17 protein-coding genes are annotated in these 16057 nt (G+C 74.5%); 9 read left to right on the top strand and 8 right to left on the bottom strand.

The genetic code is table 11. From position 1 onward, the window contains the following. Window positions 1-135: 135 nt before the first annotated feature. Window positions 136-1032, top strand: coding sequence for a CHAD domain-containing protein (locus PATMI_RS33610; protein ID WP_026909593.1), 897 nt, complete (start codon window positions 136-138; stop codon window positions 1030-1032). 16 nt (window positions 1033-1048) lie between these two features. On the opposite strand, the gene PATMI_RS0101570 is transcribed toward PATMI_RS33610, so the two are convergent. The 5 genes from PATMI_RS0101570 to PATMI_RS33605 are packed head-to-tail and all read right to left on the bottom strand — an operon-like array spanning window position 1049 to window position 5661. Next, a complete protein-coding gene (locus PATMI_RS0101570; protein WP_026909592.1) occupies window positions 1049-1699 on the bottom strand; it encodes a DsbA family oxidoreductase in 651 nt (216 codons plus the stop codon). 46 nt (window positions 1700-1745) lie between these two features. Next, window positions 1746-3032 (bottom strand): hypothetical protein, encoded by a 1287-nt coding sequence (locus PATMI_RS0101565; RefSeq protein ID WP_036725070.1) that lies wholly within the window; start codon window positions 3030-3032, stop codon window positions 1746-1748. After that, the gene (locus tag PATMI_RS0101560) at window positions 3029-4315 is read right to left on the bottom strand and encodes a hypothetical protein (RefSeq protein WP_026909590.1); all 1287 of its coding nucleotides are present in this window, start codon (window positions 4313-4315) and stop codon (window positions 3029-3031) included. Before PATMI_RS0101560 ends, PATMI_RS0101565 begins: the two co-directional genes overlap by 4 nt. Further along, entirely contained in the window at window positions 4312-4884 is a 573-nt protein-coding gene (locus PATMI_RS0101555) for an RNA polymerase sigma factor (RefSeq protein ID WP_084269475.1), read from the bottom strand. Before PATMI_RS0101555 ends, PATMI_RS0101560 begins: the two co-directional genes overlap by 4 nt. Before the next feature lie 45 nt (window positions 4885-4929). Further along, window positions 4930-5661, bottom strand: coding sequence for an acyl-ACP thioesterase domain-containing protein (locus tag PATMI_RS33605; protein ID WP_026909588.1), 732 nt, complete (start codon window positions 5659-5661; stop codon window positions 4930-4932). 165 nt (window positions 5662-5826) lie between these two features. Here PATMI_RS33605 and PATMI_RS0101545 point away from each other — a divergent pair, with 165 nt between their 5' ends. From PATMI_RS0101545 to PATMI_RS0101525, 5 genes are all read left to right on the top strand, one after another. Next, window positions 5827-6810 carry a helix-turn-helix transcriptional regulator gene (locus PATMI_RS0101545; protein ID WP_026909587.1) on the top strand — a complete coding sequence of 328 codons (984 nt, stop codon included), beginning with the start codon at window positions 5827-5829 and terminating at the stop codon, window positions 6808-6810. A gap of 2 nt (window positions 6811-6812) precedes the next feature. Then, complete coding sequence (locus PATMI_RS0101540) at window positions 6813-7913, top strand: DNA glycosylase AlkZ-like family protein (RefSeq protein ID WP_026909586.1); 1101 nt, start codon at window positions 6813-6815, stop codon at window positions 7911-7913. Between the two features lie 214 nt (window positions 7914-8127). Then, window positions 8128-9228 (top strand): 2Fe-2S iron-sulfur cluster-binding protein, encoded by a 1101-nt coding sequence (locus tag PATMI_RS0101535; RefSeq protein ID WP_026909585.1) that lies wholly within the window; start codon window positions 8128-8130, stop codon window positions 9226-9228. 196 nt (window positions 9229-9424) lie between these two features. Then, the gene (locus tag PATMI_RS26495) at window positions 9425-10675 is read left to right on the top strand and encodes a fatty acid desaturase family protein (RefSeq protein WP_084269473.1); all 1251 of its coding nucleotides are present in this window, start codon (window positions 9425-9427) and stop codon (window positions 10673-10675) included. Between the two features lie 143 nt (window positions 10676-10818). Next, a complete protein-coding gene (locus tag PATMI_RS0101525) occupies window positions 10819-11199 on the top strand; it encodes a TraR/DksA family transcriptional regulator (RefSeq protein WP_026909584.1) in 381 nt (126 codons plus the stop codon). Window positions 11200-11233: 34 nt separating this feature from the next. On the opposite strand, the gene PATMI_RS0101520 is transcribed toward PATMI_RS0101525, so the two are convergent. Together PATMI_RS0101520 and PATMI_RS0101515 are read right to left on the bottom strand one after the other, a co-directional pair. Beyond that, window positions 11234-13429, bottom strand: coding sequence for an AAA family ATPase (locus tag PATMI_RS0101520; protein WP_169738309.1), 2196 nt, complete (start codon window positions 13427-13429; stop codon window positions 11234-11236). A gap of 139 nt (window positions 13430-13568) precedes the next feature. Beyond that, complete coding sequence (locus tag PATMI_RS0101515; RefSeq protein ID WP_026909582.1) at window positions 13569-13922, bottom strand: hypothetical protein; 354 nt, start codon at window positions 13920-13922, stop codon at window positions 13569-13571. A gap of 105 nt (window positions 13923-14027) precedes the next feature. Here PATMI_RS0101515 and PATMI_RS0101510 point away from each other — a divergent pair, with 105 nt between their 5' ends. Next, window positions 14028-14324 (top strand): hypothetical protein, encoded by a 297-nt coding sequence (locus PATMI_RS0101510; RefSeq protein WP_026909581.1) that lies wholly within the window; start codon window positions 14028-14030, stop codon window positions 14322-14324. Window positions 14325-14443: 119 nt separating this feature from the next. Further along, window positions 14444-14800: a cupredoxin domain-containing protein gene (locus PATMI_RS26490; protein ID WP_051470922.1), complete on the top strand. Its 357-nt coding sequence runs from the start codon at window positions 14444-14446 to the stop codon at window positions 14798-14800. A gap of 46 nt (window positions 14801-14846) precedes the next feature. Here PATMI_RS26490 and PATMI_RS0101500 read toward each other — a convergent pair whose 3' ends face one another. Beyond that, the gene (locus PATMI_RS0101500; RefSeq protein ID WP_026909580.1) at window positions 14847-15539 is read right to left on the bottom strand and encodes an SDR family oxidoreductase; all 693 of its coding nucleotides are present in this window, start codon (window positions 15537-15539) and stop codon (window positions 14847-14849) included. Window positions 15540-15795: 256 nt separating this feature from the next. On the opposite strand from PATMI_RS0101500, the gene PATMI_RS37115 reads away from it, so the two are divergent. Then, the gene (locus PATMI_RS37115; protein ID WP_026909579.1) at window positions 15796-16017 is read left to right on the top strand and encodes a hypothetical protein; all 222 of its coding nucleotides are present in this window, start codon (window positions 15796-15798) and stop codon (window positions 16015-16017) included. Window positions 16018-16057 lie beyond the last annotated feature (40 nt).

Below are 16057 nucleotides of genomic sequence, written 5' to 3'. Positions count from 1 at the left end.
TGGCCGCCCGGCGGTCTCGAGCGGCGGGATCGCGACACGTGCGGCGGTCCCGCCCGGCCTGCGTCGCCCGGGATCCGGGCGGCTGCGGGGGCCGTCCGCCGGGTAGCGGCGACGCATCCCGCCGCCGGAGACCCCATGAGCTTCAGGATCGACCTTCGCCCGCCCGTCCCCGAGGCCGTCCGCGCCGTGGCGCTCGAGCGCCTCGACCGGGTGATGGGCGAGCTCTCCGGGGAGCGCTCGGACGACGTCGCGACCGCCGTGCACGAGGCCCGCAAGGACCTGAAGAAGACGCGGTCGCTCGTCCGGCTGCTGAAGCCGGGGCTGCCGAAGGCGCGCTACCGCGAGGAGGCCGACGCGCTGCGCAGCGTCTCGCGGTCGCTCGGCGGGCGGCGCGAGGCGGACGCGCTCGTCGAGACCGTCGACGCGCTGCGCGACCCCGCCGCGGGCCACGTGCCCGCCGCGACGCTCGACCGGCTCCGCGAGGCGCTGGTCGCCGACGCCCCGTCGGGCGGCGGCGACGATCTCGACGGCGCCGTCCGGGCGGTGGCGGAGATCCGCTCGCGCGTCGCCGACGGCGCGCTCGACGTCGACGGCCGCACCGCCCTGGCCGCGGGCCTCGCGCGAACCTACGCCCGCGGGTACGCCGCGTTCGCCGCCGCCGACGAGGACCCGACGGCCGAACGCCTCCACGACTGGCGCAAGCGGGTGAAGGACCTCTGGTACCAGCAGGCGCTGCTGTCGCCGGTCTGGCCGACGGTGCTGGGCGCCCAGGCCGAGGAGGCCCGGGCGCTGTCCAAGGTGCTGGGCGCCGACCACGACCTCGACGCGCTCGACGTCGCGTTGCGGGACCCGTCGGGCCCGGTGGCGCACGTCGCCGGCGACACCGACGCCCTGCTGCCCGTCGTGGAGGCGCGCCGCGCGGAGCTGCTCGTCGTCGCGCGCGCCCACGGCCTGCGCCTCCACGCGGAGCGGCCCAGGGCGTACGCCCGCCGGAGCGCCCGCTACCTGGACGCCCCGCCGCTGCCGCGGTGACCGACCGCGGGCGCCGTCAGCCCGCCGCGACCTCGCGGCCCTCCCAGGCCTGCTGCAGCGCGCCGAGGAGCGATTCGGGCGGCTGCGCGCCGGAGACCAGGAGCCGGCGGTCCAGCACGAAGGCCGGCACGCCGTTCAGCCCGAGCTGCTGGGCCTCCGCCGCCTCGGCCTGCACCGTCGTCGCGTAGGCGTCGCCCGCGAGCACGCGCTCGGCCTCGTCGGCGTCGAGCCCCGCCTCGGCGCCCAGCCGCACGAGCGTCGGGTGGTCGGAGAGCAGCTCGCCCTCTACGAAGTAGCCGCGAAGCAGGCGCTCCTTGACGGCGTCGCCCACGCCGCGGTCCCGGGCGAGGTGCAGCAGCCGGTGCGCGTCCAGGGTGTTGCCCGGCTGCGCGCGGTCCAGGCGATACTCGAGCCCGACGCCGGCGGCCATCTCGACCACCCGCTGGTTCATCGCGCGGGCCTCCTCCGGCGTCTTGCCGTACTTCTTCGCGAGCAGCGCGTCGAGGCCGCCCTCGACGGACGGCGGCATCGTCGGGTCGAGCTGGAAGCTCCGCCAGGTGACCTCGACGTCGTCCGCGTGCTCGAACCGCTCCAGGGCGTCCTCGAACGACCGCTTCCCGATATAGCAGAACGGGCAGGCGACGTCCGACCAGATCTCGACCTTCATCGCTCCGACCATACGGGGCGGCCGACGTCGGCCCGGTGGGGACGGGTCAGAACCCGAGCGGCGCCGACTCCTCGTGCGAGCTGCCGTCCGCCATCCGCGCCGAGAACCGCATCGTGCCGCTGTCGATGGTCCCGTCGTAGACGACGAGGTACGCGTGCGCCGGCGAGGACGGCAGCAGCGTGCGGACGTCGCGGGGGGAGCTCAGGGTCAACGACCGGACGTCCGGCGCCAGCTGTCCGGCGAAGTACTCCATCCCGGGGAGCGTGCGGCGGGCGACGCGCCCGGGCGCGGGGTCGGCCGACGGCTCGCCGCCCTCGTCGGCGCCGCCGTACCCGATGCCGATCGGGTGGGTCCGTCCGACGTAGCCGATGCTCTGACAGCTCTCGCGGCCGATCCGCTGCTCGGTGAAGGTCCCCAGCTCGAAGTCGATCCGACCGACACGGTCCTGCACGATCCGCCCGGGCTGGGACGCGACGCAGTGGCCGCCGCCCGTCGCCGGCCGTGCGGCGAGACCGAAGGGCAGGCCCCCGTTGGGGTCGGCGGCGCGGGCGGCGACGAACGTCGCCGCGTCGGGGTCCGGCTGGGCCTTCAGCCCCCGGAGGAAGCGGTCCGGCAGCCGGGGCCCACCGCCGATCGGGACGGGGCCACCCGTCGGGTACCGGACGCTGCCGGTCAGGGTGGCGGCGTCCGGGTCGTCCGTGCGGACGGAGAGCAGGCCGCCGTACCGGCCGCGCGTCGTCCGGACCGACTCCCCGTCGAGCCGCAGGTCGAGCGCGCGCCCGTCGACGCCGACCGATCCCCACACCACCGTCCCCGTCCGCGACGGCTGCGTCCCCGCCGCGGTCCGCAGCGGGTGGAACGCCTGGACCGCGGGCTCCCGGTGGAGGTCGGGGAGCCGGGACCCGCAGTCGATCGGCGCGCCGCGGTATCCGGCGGTCACGGGCCGGAAGACGTCGTGCCCGTCGATCCAGCCGAAGCGCCCGCGGTGGAGCCGGCCGAGCTGGAAGCACCGGTTGCGACCGACCACGTGCGTGCCGCTCCGGACCGTGGTGAAGCGCTCGGCGAGGAACGTGCGGAGGACCCACGGGGCGCCACCCGCCGGATCGTCGACGCGGGCGGCGGTCGCGAAGCGTCCCGTGCGGCGCAGGCCGACGACCGCCGAGCCGTGCCGTTGTGGCCGGGCAGCGGCGACCCGGATCTCGCGCCCCGCGCCCGCCCGCCCGGACGTCGCGGCCGCCGTCCGCTCGCCGGGGATCGCCGCGGCGGCGACGGCACCGCCGAGGACGCCGAGGAGGAGCGCGAGCAGGCCCACGCGTCGGACGAGGGGGCTCACGGGCGTCCTCCGGGAGTCGTGGTGCGTCGGACCGGGACGCGGTGGTCGACGAGGTTCGTGTCGCCCCGGTACGTGCGGACGGTGCCGTCCCGCAGCGTCACGCGGACGCGCAGGCTCGACGGGCGGACCGTCGGCGGGAAGACGCCGAGGAACGCGCTGCCGGAGCGCGGCCGGACGATCTGCACCGGCGCGGAGCGCCCCGGCACGCCGAGGACCGCCACCGAGCGGACGTCGCGGCCCATCCCGCCCCACACCGCGGTGCGGGGCGGGTCGCCACGCCAGTCGCCGGTGAACCGCCGGCGCTCCGGGGAGCGTCGGACCGTGATCGCCGACAGCCGCCGGACCGCGAAGAACACGCCGGTGCTCGGGGCCGTCGGGTCGCCCGCCGGACCCAGCAGCCCGCACGCGGGCGGGCTCTGCGGGCCGCCCGGCACGCGACGCACGGTGCCGAACGACACGCAGTTGCGCTCGTCGTCGTCCGTCGACCCGGCCTGCGCCCGCCAGGCCGGCCCGCCGAGCGGGTCGAGGAGGACCGCCGGGTCGCGCCCCAGCGGCACCCGCTGGATCCGCCCGCCGTCGAAGGTCAGCGTCGCCTCGGCGCCGAGGTCCTCGGGATGCCCGCGGTAGACGGTCACGAAGGCGCCGCCCGCGTCGTGGGGGACCGTGCGCCTGCCCTGCGAGGTGCTGACGACGACCCGACGGAGCCGGTCGCCCGCCACGCCGCTGACGACCACCCGGGCGTCGGCGTCCCGGCGCGCGGCGAGGGTCCGTGCGCCGATCAGGCTCGCGGCGTCCCGCTGCTCCTGGCCGCACGAGTTCGTGACGCCGGGCGCCAGGGGACGGAACCGGCCGTCGAGGCCGACGAGCCCGAACACCCCGCCCGAGACCTGGCCGATCGTGCTGCAGACGTAGCCGGTGGTGCTGCGGGCGACGCGGACGGTCCACGGCGGCACGCCCGGCGCGGGGTCGGGCGCCCGGACCGCCGACACCCGCACGGAGTCGGGCACGGGGGTCTGCTCGCGGGGGACGTCGGCCGCCGAAGGCGCCGGGATGACGCTGCCGCGGAGCGCGACGAGCGTGGCGGCCGCGCCCGCGGAGGCCGTCGTCCCGCCGATCACGAGGGCCACCAGCACGGTCCGCAGCGGCAGGCCGAACGATCGCCGACGGCCGTCGCCCGCCGGAGCACCCGTTGTCCCGGGGGCATGCGCCGGCCCGTTCGTGGCCGCCCGGCGGGCCGCCGCGGCGACGAGGTCGCGCTCCAGACCGGTGATGAAGTCGGTCATCGGTTCCCTCCTCCGAGCTGGGTGCGCAGCGTCGAGAGCCCGCGGCTGACGCGCTTGCGCACCACGGACTCCGACACCGACAGCGACGCGGCGATCTCGTGGTACTCGCGCTCCTCGACGATCCGGGCCTTCAGCGCCTCGCGCTGGTCCGCCGGCAGGTCGGCGAGCAGCGACGTGGCGTCGTCGCCCTCGTCCAGCAGCCCGCCGATCGTCGCGAGGTCGCGGTCCGTGAGGTCGCGCGGCTCGATCCCGAGCCGCCGGCGCGCACGGTCCTCGACCTGCCCGCGGCGCGCGGCGTCGATCAGGAGGTTCCGGGAGACCGTGAACAGCCACCCCCGCGCGGCGCCGCGCCGCGGGTCGTAGGCGTCGAGCCGCTCGAGCACGTGCGCGAACGTCTCGGCGCACACGTCGGCCGCGATCTCCGGTCTCCGCGTGCGGGCCAGCAGGAACCGCAGCAGCGCCTCCACGTGCCGGCGGTAGAACGCCCCGAACGCGTCGGGATCGTCGCCCGAGGCCGCCGCCGCGAGCAACGCCTCGTCGGACCTGCGGTCCTGGTCTCCACGCCACACGCACCTACTACGCGCAGCGCGGGCGGGTTGTGACCGGGCCTCCGGTCAGGCGTCGACGCCCGGCTCCCGGTCGAAGACCGCCGACACCAGCGCCCGCCCGTCCGCCGTGGTGACCCAGCGCGAGACGCCGTCGGCGACGACCCGGACCGGGCCCGCGAACGCCGGCTCGTGGTGCTCGAGATCGACGCCGAGCGGGGCGTCGGCGGGGAGCGCGGTGAGCTCCTCCTCCAGGGGGCGCCAGGTCGCCGCGTTGTTCACGTGCCCGGCGACGTCGAGGTCCGCGGACACGAACGACCACGGGACCGCGGGGGCGTCGGCCGGCGGTGCGGGGTGCCGCAGCCGCGCGCGGACCCGTCGGCCCGCGGCGGACGGGCCAAAGACCTCGAGGAACGCCGGCGACCGGTGCGGCAGCAGGGTGCCGGGGTGCAGCGGGACCCAGATCGCCGCGGCCTCGATCCGCCCGCCGGCGTCGCCCGTGATCGTCGTCCGCCGCTCGGAGACCAGGGGGCCGAGGCCGCTGCACGCGGTGCGCATCCTCAGGAGCTCGCCGAAGACCGGGAACCGCTCCACCCGGATCTGGTTGCGCCGGAGCACCCAGACGACCTCCTGCGCGATGCCCGCGGCCACGACGTCGTCGTAGGCGACCTGCTGGAGCCAGTCCGCGATCGCGTCCAGGCGCGCCCGCCCGGCGATCGTCGTCGACGCCGGCCCCACCCGCTGCGCCAGCTCGTGGACGCGGCCGACGGTGGGGAAGGGGGCCAGGTCCTCGAGCGCCATCGCCGGGAAGGGTACGACGCGGTGCGGGCGCCCGAGGCGCGGGCGTACGTCGTCTCACGCGATCGACCGACGGCGGGCGGCCGGTCGCCGGACCCTCGGGCGCGCAGGCGGCCGCGCGGCTCATCGCGGACCGATCCCGTCCGCGTTGCTCGCGAGACTCCGCCCATGCTCGAGACCTCGGCCCGGCTGCTCCGCCTGCTGTCGCTGCTGCAGATGCACCGCGACTGGACGGGCACGCAGCTGGCCGACGAGCTCGAGATCACGCCGCGCACCGTCCGGCGCGACGTCGACAAGCTGCGCTCGCTCGGCTACCCGGTCAACGCGGCGCCCGGCGTCGCGGGCGGCTACCGGCTCGGCGCGGGCAGCGAGCTCCCGCCGCTCCTGCTCGACGACGACGAGGCCGTCGCCGTGGCGGTCGGCCTGCGGACGGCCGCGAGCGGGTCGAGCGTCGGCGGGATCGAGGAGTCGTCGCTGCGCGCGCTGGCGAAGCTCGACCAGGTGCTCCCGCCCGCGCTGCGCCGCCGGGTCGGGGCGGTGCACCAGTTCACGGTGCCGGTCCCGGGCTTCGGGCCGGAGGTCGACGCCGAGGCTCTGTCGACGATCGCGGGTGCCTGTCGCGACCGCGTCCAGCTGCGCTTCGGGTACGGCACGCACGACGGCACGAAGAGCCGCCGGCTCGTCGAGCCCCACCGGATGGTCCACCTGCACGGGCGCTGGTACCTCGTCGCGTGGGACCAGACCCGGGAGGACTGGCGCACGTTCCGCGTCGACCGGATCACGTCGAAGCTCAGCCTCGGACGCCGGTGCACGCGACGCGACCCGCCCGACCACGACCTCGCGGCCTACGTCCTGCGCCAGGTCTCCGCCACCCGCAGCCGCTACCGGGCGCGCGTCCGGCTGCACGCGCCGAAGTCGGCGCTCGAGGGCAAGGTGCCGCCCTGGTTCGGCACGATCACGGAGATCGACGAGGACTGCTGCCTGCTCGAGGTCGGCGCCGGCTGGATGGGCGGCCTGGCGGTGCACGTCGCGTCGATCGGCGTCGACTTCACGGTCCTCGGGCCACCCGAGTTCGCGGAGGAGGTCCGGACGCTCGGCGCCCGGTTCGCCCGCGCCGGCATCGTCGACGAGGCCCCCGGCGAGGAGGGGTGAGCATGCTCGAGGTCTCCCGCGAGCAGGCGCTCGCGTTCCGTGTCGCCGGGCACCACCTGGACGCCCCGGTCGACCCGCTGACCGCCGTCGCCGCGTGCGGCCTGCAGGAGTTCCCGCCGGGCCACGCGCGGGTCGCGCTGCACGCCCGGGCGGGGGCGGTGGAGGACGACGCCCCCGTGTGGGACGACCTCGTCACCGTCAACGCGATGCGCGGCTCGCCGTACGTCGTGCCGCGTGCCGACCTCGCGGTCTTCACGACCGCGCTCGTCCCCGAGGAGGACGAGGACCTCAGCGGACTGATCGGCTCCGCCGTGGCCAAGGGGCTCGCCGACGCCGGCCACGAGGTCCCCGAGGCCCTGGACCTCGTCGCCACCGCCGCCCGCGACGGCCTGGCCGGCGGCCCGCTGGACCGCGACGCGTTCCACCAGGCGCTCCGCGAGCGGCTCCCCGAGAGCCTGCTGCCGTGGTGCCGTGGCTGCCAGAGCCACCACGTCCGTCCCGCGATCTGGCGCGCCCTCGGCCCGCTCGGCGTGACCGAGATGCCGGAGAAGGCCGTCTGGGCGCTCGCCGGCCACGGCGCTGCGGACGGCGCGACGCCGGCGGCCGACCTGCCCGCCGCACGCGCCGAGCTCGTCCGGCGCTTCCTCCGCACCTACGGCCCCGGGACGCACAGCCAGCTCGCGTCCTGGGCGCAGACGTCCCCCGCGTACGCGAAGACGCTGTTCCGAGGGATCGAGGACGAGCTCCGCGCGGTCCGCCTGGAGGGCGCGAAGCGCTGGATCCTCGTCGCCGACGAGGACCGGCTCGCGGACCCGCCCGCCGCCTCGGGCGTCCACCTGCTGCACGGGCACGACCCGTACGTCGCCCAGCCCGACCGCGAGACGCTGGTGCCGGACACGGCGCAGCGCAAGGCGCTCTTCCCGGCCGTCGGCCGTCCCGGCGTCGTGCTGCGGGACGGCGCGATCGCGGGGCTCTGGCGCGCGCGGAAGAAGGGGAGGGTCCTCGAGCTCGAGGTCGCCGGGGACGGCGCCGGGGCGGACCTCGGCGACGCCCCCGAGCTGCTCGCGCACGTTCGCGGCTGCGAGCGCGCGCGGCGCGTCTGAGGGCGGCGGTGGAGGCTCGCGGGCCGCGGACGATGCGTCCGGCACGGGCGTCCGGAGGTTCCCGCGGCGGCCGTCAGGAGGTGTCGGCCGGGTGGCGGACCGGTTGCGTTCCGGACGCGGATCCGAGTTCACTTGACGACTGTGCACCGAAACCCGTACGTTTCGACCCTCGGGGCGCGTAGGGCGTCCCGACCGAGGGTAGGGTCGTCACACCATGGTTGAGAAAGCAGCAGCTCCGCGGGTCTCGCGCTGGCGTCGGAAGGCCCTCCAGGCGGCTGGGGCGATGACCACGCCGTTGCTGCCCGACGACTACTTCGCGCTGCTCGACCCCCGTTGGTCGACGCGCGAGGCCACGGGCACCGTGCTCCGCGTGAAGTCCGAGACCGACGAGGCCGCGACGGTCGTCGTCCGTCCCGACCACCCGTGGCCCGGGCACCGCCCCGGGCAGTACCTCCGCATCGGCGCCGAGATCGACGGCATCCGCCACTGGCGCGCGTACTCGCTGACGTCCGACCCCGACCACCCCCGGGGTCTCGTCTCGGTGACCATCAAGACCGTCGAGGGCGGCAAGATGTCGCCCTGGTTCACCGAGGTCTGCGGTCCCGGGACGTCCGTCTTCCTCGGCAACGTCGAGGGCGAGTTCGCGCTGCCGGACCCGCTGCCCGAGAAGCTCCTGATGATCAGCGCCGGCAGCGGCATCACGCCGATCTGGAGCATGCTCCGCGAGCTCCAGCGCCGCGGCCGCCTCGACGACGTCGTCCACCTCCACGGCACCCGCACCGCCGAGGGCTTCATCTTCGGCGCGCCGCTCCGCGAGCTCGCCGCCGAGAACGATGGCTACAAGCTCCACGAGCAGCTCAGCGCCGACGACGGCCGGCTGACCACCGAGAACCTCGACGACCTCTGCCCCGACTGGCGCGAGCGCTCCGCCTGCCTCTCCGGCCCGCGCGAGATGATCGACGCGTTCACCGAGCACTGGGAGGCCGAGGGCATCGCCGACCAGCTGCAGACCGAGCGCTTCCAGCCGGTCATCGGCACCGGCGACGCCGAGGTCGGCTCCGGCGGCACCGTCTCCTTCGTCGTCACCGACAAGGAGGCGACCTGCGAGCAGGGCATCTCCATCCTGGTCGGCGGCGAGGAGGCCGGCGCCACCCTGCCCTACGGCTGCCGGATGGGCATCTGCCACACGTGCGTCGGCGTGCTCCGCGAGGGGCAGGTCCGCGACCTGCGCTCCGGCGAGGTCCACGGCGAGCAGGGCGAGACCGTCCGCACCTGCGTCAACGCCCCCGAGGGCCACGTCGTCATCGAGCTCTGAGAACAACGGTGCGAGCCCCGCCCTCCACCTCTCGTATCCGGACCGCATCGGACGACGACGGGGTTCCGGGCACCCGCAGGCCGACCGACCGCGACGGCGCCTCCCAGGTCCGTCATCGCGGGACACCCACCTTCCAGGCCCCGCGGGGCCCTTCCCCTTCCAGGCTCCACGCCACCCGAGGAACAGGACAGAACGCATGACCCCCACCGGACCGAGCACCGCCACCATCCCCGGCACGAACGACGGCTCCCACGGCGGAGCGTCCCGCCGCGACGGGGACCCGAACGCGTTCAACCCGCTGTTCCGCCTGTCCTCGGAGGAGATCGAGGAGATCGGCGAGCGGTTCCAGAAGATCCACGACGAGGTCAAGGCCGACCTCGGCGAGCGCGACGCGCAGTACATCCGCTCGATCATCGAGTTCCATCGCCGACTCACCGCCCTCTCCCGGATCGTGCTGATGGCCTCGCGCTACCCGCCGGCCTGGCTGCTCGGGACCGCGGGGCTCTCGACGGCGAAGATCCTCGAGAACATGGAGATCGGCCACAACGTCCTGCACGGTCAGTGGGACTGGATGAACGACCCGCAGATCCACAGCTCGACGTGGGACTGGGACACCGCCTCGACCGCCGCGTCGTGGAAGCACTCCCACAACTACGTGCACCACACGTACACGAACATCATCGGGCTCGACAAGGACGTCGGCTACGAGTTCATGCGCGTGGACCCGAAGCAGAAGTGGTCGCCCGAGTTCCTCGCCCAGCCGTTCATCAACGTGCTCGTGATGCTCTTCTTCGAGTGGGGCGTCGCGATCCACGACATGGACCTCGAGGCCATCAAGAAGGGCAAGAAGTCCAAGAAGGCCATCATGGCCGACCTCAAGGGCATCGGCCGCAAGGCCGGCCGCCAGGTGCTCAAGGACTACGTGCTGTTCCCGGCGCTCTCGGGCAAGCACTGGAAGAAGACGCTGAAGGCGAACTTCACCGCCAACATCGTCCGCAACATCTGGTCCAACGCGATCATCTTCTGCGGCCACTTCCCGGACCAGGCGTACACGTTCACCGAGGAGGAGGTCGCCGACGAGACCCGCGGCGGCTGGTACGTCCGGCAGCTCCTGGGCGCCGCGAACATCGAGGGGAACGACACGTTCCACCTGATGAGCGGCAACCTGAGCTACCAGGTCGAGCACCACCTCTTCCCGGACATGCCGAGCTCCCGCTACAAGGAGATCGCGCCGAAGGTGAAGGCCCTCTGCGAGGAGTACGGGCTGCCGTACAACACGGGCCCGTTCTGGCAGCAGTGGCTGATGGTGCAGCGCACGATCCTGCGCCTCGCGTTCCCGGGCGGCGGCGAGACGCCGAAACCCGGCCCGTACGTCGCGCCGCCCGAGCCGCCGCGCCAGGAGCGCACGGTCCAGGGCGTCGAGGGCCCGATCAAGGCGTTCCCGTAGGACCGGCGCCCGGCCGCTCGGCTCCCCGGTCGGCCCCGGCGCCCGGGTGTGTCGTCGTGAACAGGTGGCCGCCGGACCCGGGGCGACGGCGCGCCGTGCGCGCCGCCGGGTGTCGTCGTGGCGTCGCCGGGTAGCAACCCTGGATGGTCCCCCGCCGCACCGCTGCCGCCACGCCGATCGCCGGCCCGGACCTCGACGCGATCCGGCGTGCCCTGCAGGCACGGGACGAGGAGCTGCGTTCGCGCATCGGGACCATGGCGGAGGCGCCCGAGCGCGGCTCGGCCCTCGGGTTCGGCAAGCGCATCGGCGACGGCACGATCGAGGCCGTCGGTCGCCTGACCGAGGTCGGCGTCGGCGCATCGCTCGAGCACGAGGAGGCCCGGGTCGCCCGCGCGCTGGAGAAGCTCGACGAGGGCACCTACGGGCGCTGCGACGCGTGCGGCGAGCCGATCGCACCCCGCCGCCTGGCAGCGATGCCCGAGAGCGTCCTCTGCATCGAGGACGCCGCGAAGCTGCGGCGGTGAAGCACGCGCCGCACGACGGTCACGTCCAGGACCGTCACCGCGGACCGCGGGCCGCGGCGGCGGTGAAGTGCGCGATCACGTCCTCCAGGGGTCGTACCGCGTCGGCGCCCTTGCTCATCGCGAACCCCGCCTGCTCGAAGATCGCTTCGTCGTAGGTGTCGATGCCCCACCGGTCCCGGTACAGCGCCTTCCACGGCACCCCGCGGTCGTCGGCCAGTCGCATCGCCTCCTCGTGCCCGGGGAACCGCTTCGTCCTCGCGGTCGCCTTCCCGGTCCGGAGCGCGCGAACGGTGTCGTCGTCGGTGAGGTGGAAGATGTCCTTCACCCCGATCCCGCGGGCCTCGAGCCGGACACCGGCCTCGCGTGCGGTCCTCAGGGCCTGCTCCGCCCACGTCAGCTCTGCCGGCCGCGACCGCTGATCCCCGCCGTCGACGCCGGCGGCCCGCGATCCGTCGCGGCCCTGCAGGAGCTCGGTGTCGAACCCGTCGAGCAGCAGCACGACCGGTGCGTCCGTGAACGCGAGCGCTCCCTGCAGCAGCGCGTTCGGTGCGTGCTTCGCCTTCGCACCGCCGTGCATCGCCACGACGACGAGTCCGAGCCGGCGCAGCCGCGGTCCGGCGTATCCCTGGAGGAACGCGACGTCGGTCGGTCCCTCGACCAGGATGAAGCCGCGCTGCAACGTCAGGAGCTCGCCCCGGGTGAGCCCCATCTCTCGTGCGAGGTCGTCCGACCGCGACAGCGAGGTCGGGGCGAACGACGTGACGCGGCTCGGCTCGCCGCGCGGGCGCGAGACGCGGTTGAACGTGGCGATCGACGGGTCGAGCTCGAGGAACGTCGTCGAGTGGGTCGCGAGCACCGCTTGCGCGCCGAGGTCGGCGATGGTCCGGCCCAGCCACTCGGCGACGTCCCGCTGGAGCTGGGGATGGAGGTTCCGCTCCGGTTCGTCCAGGAGATAGACGAGAGGGCGCGTCCCGCCGAGGACGGCCCCGAGAGAGAGCTCGTCGCTCAGTGGCCCGTGGCCGACACCGTCGCCGTCCCGGATCGCGTCCCACGTCTCGGTCAACGCGGTGACGTGCTCCACGGACCGCTCGGGGTCGGAGTCGGCCAAGGCCGCGATCCGGCGGTACCACGCACCTTCGTCGTGCTCGTCCGGGTCATCCCGCACGCTCTCGGCGAGCTCGACGACCTTCCACATCTGGCGCGAGGCGACGTCCGTCGAGAGGCGGACCCAGTTGCGGTACCCCTCGGCGACGTCCTTGGAAGCGAACGACCGCCCGCTGTCGCGATCCATCAGGTCGAGATGCCACGCGTCCTCCCCGGCCGGGACGGACACCACGCGGTAGCGCTCCGAGACGAAGGACGGGAGCGCTGATTCGATGAGACCCCCCGCGACGGCGTGCGCGGCGGGAGTCGAGACGGCCCGGACGCGTCGCCATTCGTCGTCGTCGTCCTCGTACTCCGCGTCGTCGGAGAACCGGCGCCAGATCGTCGCGTCCGCGATGGCCTCCGCGAGCCGGTCGACCTGCCTCGCGGTGTCGCTCCACGGCATCTGCCCATCGAGGCTCTGCGGCAGTCGGATCGTCTCGAAGAGCCCGTCCGGGGTGAAGGGCTCGAGGTTGATGGTCAACATCGGGACCGGCTCGCCGTCCACGAGGGGACGGTCGCCATGGAGCGCGGAGTTCGCGTGCGCGAGGACCTCGAACGCGCTGTCGGCCGGGAGGCACCACGAGATGTCGACCCCGAGCATGGGTTCGTCGTCACCGTCCTCGGAGTACTCCGCCGCGGTGAGCGCGACGGTCCGCGACTGCGAGAGGACGTCGAACGTGGCGTCCCACCCGCGATCCTGGAGCCCGCCGACCTCGCGGGCCCACCCGACCCACGCAAGCTCGCCGCGCCTGCCGTGGCCCTGCCTGCTGAACGACCGGAGTGGTCCGGTGTCGGGTTCCACCAGGACGTTGCCGCCGAGACGGAGCGCCGATGTCACGGGGTGTCCCTCGGCGGCGTCGACGTGACAGCGTTGCTGCAGCGATTCGATCTGGGACGAGGTCAGTTCGACGTACAGCGTCTCCAGTCGTGCCCGACGAGGAGTCTCGGACGGCCGTTGGAATCCCGCGCCGAAGCTGCGCAGCAGCCGCGATTTCCCGGCGTCGTTGGGCCCGAACAGCAGGGTCATCAACGACAGTCGGACGAACACGCCGTCGGCGTCGGTCGTCTCGTTCACGGCTCTCATGCCGATGAGGGGCACGCGGACTCCTTCGAGGGAACGGCAGCGGGACACGGAGGCGCGAGGCGGACTCCGGGTCCACACCATCGCACGGGGTGCGTCGGACGTGGCCGCGTCCGCGTGTGCCGGCGGCGATGGTCGTCGGTCAGCCCCCGAAGACCTTCGCCGGCAGCTCGTAGACGTCGAGGTCCTGCAGCGGCGGGCCCTTGCGCGTCCGTCGCGGGGCCTTCGGCGGCTTCGCCCGGCCGCGCCCGCCCTTCGCCTGCCCGGGCGGCCGGACGCCCTCCTGCGCGGCGGGGTCGACGAGGCGCAGGCGCTCCCCGCCGAGGACCGACATCGCAGTCTCGATCTCGGCGTCGGTGAGGTCGTGGCCCGCCTCCGCGATCAGCCGCGCCGCGTCCGACGCGCGGACGCATAGCACGCCGCGGCGGGTCCCGAACGGCTGGATCGCGACGGCGGGGTGGGCGGCCAGGACGGCGCGCAGATCGTCGGGGTCCATCGCCACGGAGGATGACGGGTCGCGGCGGGCGCCGGTGCCGGGCCGTCGCGGGGGCCCTGCGGGCAGCCACGGCCCGCCCGGCCCCGGTCTTGCGAGACTGTCGGCATGACCCAGATGGCGTCCATCACGCTGGAGGGGGCCTCGTTCGAGGATCGCTTCCTGAAGATCCTCGAGGAGACCGGCCTCGAGCCCGAGGAGTTCGAGGGCCTGCCGTACTTCTCCTACAGCCCGTTCTTCGTGATCGCCGGCGCGACGATCTCGCCGAGGATCCGGGAGCACGGCGACCACTCGCACTTCGAGGGCGTCGAGATCGAGGTCCCCGAGGACCAGGTCGAGATCTTCCTCGACGTGCTCCCGGAGCTCCTCGCGCAGCTGCAGCCGCTGGACGACGACGAGGAGTAGGGCGCGCCGCGGGCGCGCCGCGACGAAGGTCCCGTTGACGCGTCCACCGCCCGTGCGGTTGCGTACACCATGCAGGACCGACGGCGACCCGCCGCGGGTCCGTCCGTCGAAGGAGCCCCATGCGCACCCGCACCCTGACCGTCGCCGCCGCGACCCTCACCACCGTCGCGGCCGTCGCCGTCCTCGCCGTCCCGGGCACGGAGGCGGCGAGCACGAAGACCGTCCGGGTCGTCGACAACCGCTTCAGCCCGACCACGCTCACGGTCAAGGCCGGCACGAAGGTCAAGTTCGTCTGGTCCGGGACGATGACCCAGCACGACGTGACGGTCCGCAAGGCCCCGAAGAACGTGAAGAAGGTCCACTCGAAGCTGATGCAGTCGGGGTCCTACTCCACGACCTTCCGCAAGAAGGGGACCTACAAGATCGTCTGCACGATCCACGAGTCCTTCATGACGATGACGGTGAAGGTCAAGTAGGGCCGCTCCCGGGCCGGTCCTCCGGCCCGGGTCCGGAGCGGCGGCCTCAGCCCTCGCTGCTGACCGCGTCGACGGTGTCCGGCAGGGCGTTCAGGCCCGCGACCGCGGCGACGATCTCGTCGGGCCCGCCCACGACCTCGAAGGTGCGGCCGACGGTCGACGGGTCGTCGAGGACCGCCAGCAGGGTCGCGGCGACGTCGGCCCGGGGAATCGGCCCGCGCTCGACGTGGCGCGCCGCGTGGACGCGTCCGTGCGGGTCTTCGTCCGTGAGCATCGCGGGGCGCACGATGGTGTAGTGGAGCCCGCTGGCGCGCACGTCCGCGTCGGCCTGGGCCTTGGCGCGCTGGTACTCGGCGTAGACGTCGTCGCCCGTGATGTCGCCGTCGATGCCGATCGCGGACACGATCACGAGACGGTCGATGCCGGCATGGCGGCACGCGTCGATCGTCTTGACGACGCCGCCGTGGTCGACCGACCACTTGCGCTCCGCGGGCTGGCCCGGACCCGAACCGGCCGCGAAGACCGCCGCGCTCGCGCCGCGGAACGCCCCGGCCAGCGACTCTCCGGTGGTGTGCTCGTCCTCGAGGTCCACGACGACCGGGTCGATCCCGTCGGCGCGCAGCTCGTCGCCGTGCGCCGGGTTGCGGATCACCCCACGGGCGGTGTCCCCGCGCTGCGCGAGCAGCGCACCGAGCTTGCGGGCGATCTGCCCGTGTCCTCCGACGATGACGACGTCCATGCCCTCGACGCTACCCGGCGCCGACCGGCGGTAACGAGGGACGGCGATCGCCGTGGGCGCGCCGCGGATCCCGGGCCCCGGGACGACCGGGTCCGATCCCGGCGGAGGCACCGACCCTCCGTGCGGTGGCGGCCGGCCGGACGGTCCCCGAGCGTCCGGGCGGGGTCCTTTCCGGGGTGCGCGTCGGGGATCCTGGGGGAAGCACTGGGGGGAATCCCCATGGTGCGGGAGGGCGCCCCCGCGCAGGATGGTCCGCATGACCCAGCTCCCCGGCTTCCTCCGTCACGAGACCGCCCCGGCCGAGCGCCCGGCCCCGTCCCTGTTCGACATCCTCGGCTCGCTCGGGCCGGTGCCGGAGACGGGCGGCGGGCACGGTGCGCCCTTCCGCGCGGCGTGCGCGCTCGAGGTCGCGCGCCGCAACCGCCCGCTCGGCCCGCCGCGACCCACCCCGCACGGGGCGGCGCCGCCGGCGGGCTGACCACGCCGCGGACCGGAGCGACGTCACGCCCCGGGCGCGT

This window comes from Patulibacter minatonensis DSM 18081 (genome assembly GCF_000519325.1).
GTDB lineage: Bacteria > Actinomycetota > Thermoleophilia > Solirubrobacterales > Solirubrobacteraceae > Patulibacter > Patulibacter minatonensis.
This window is presented reverse-complemented; position numbering and strand designations above follow the sequence as displayed.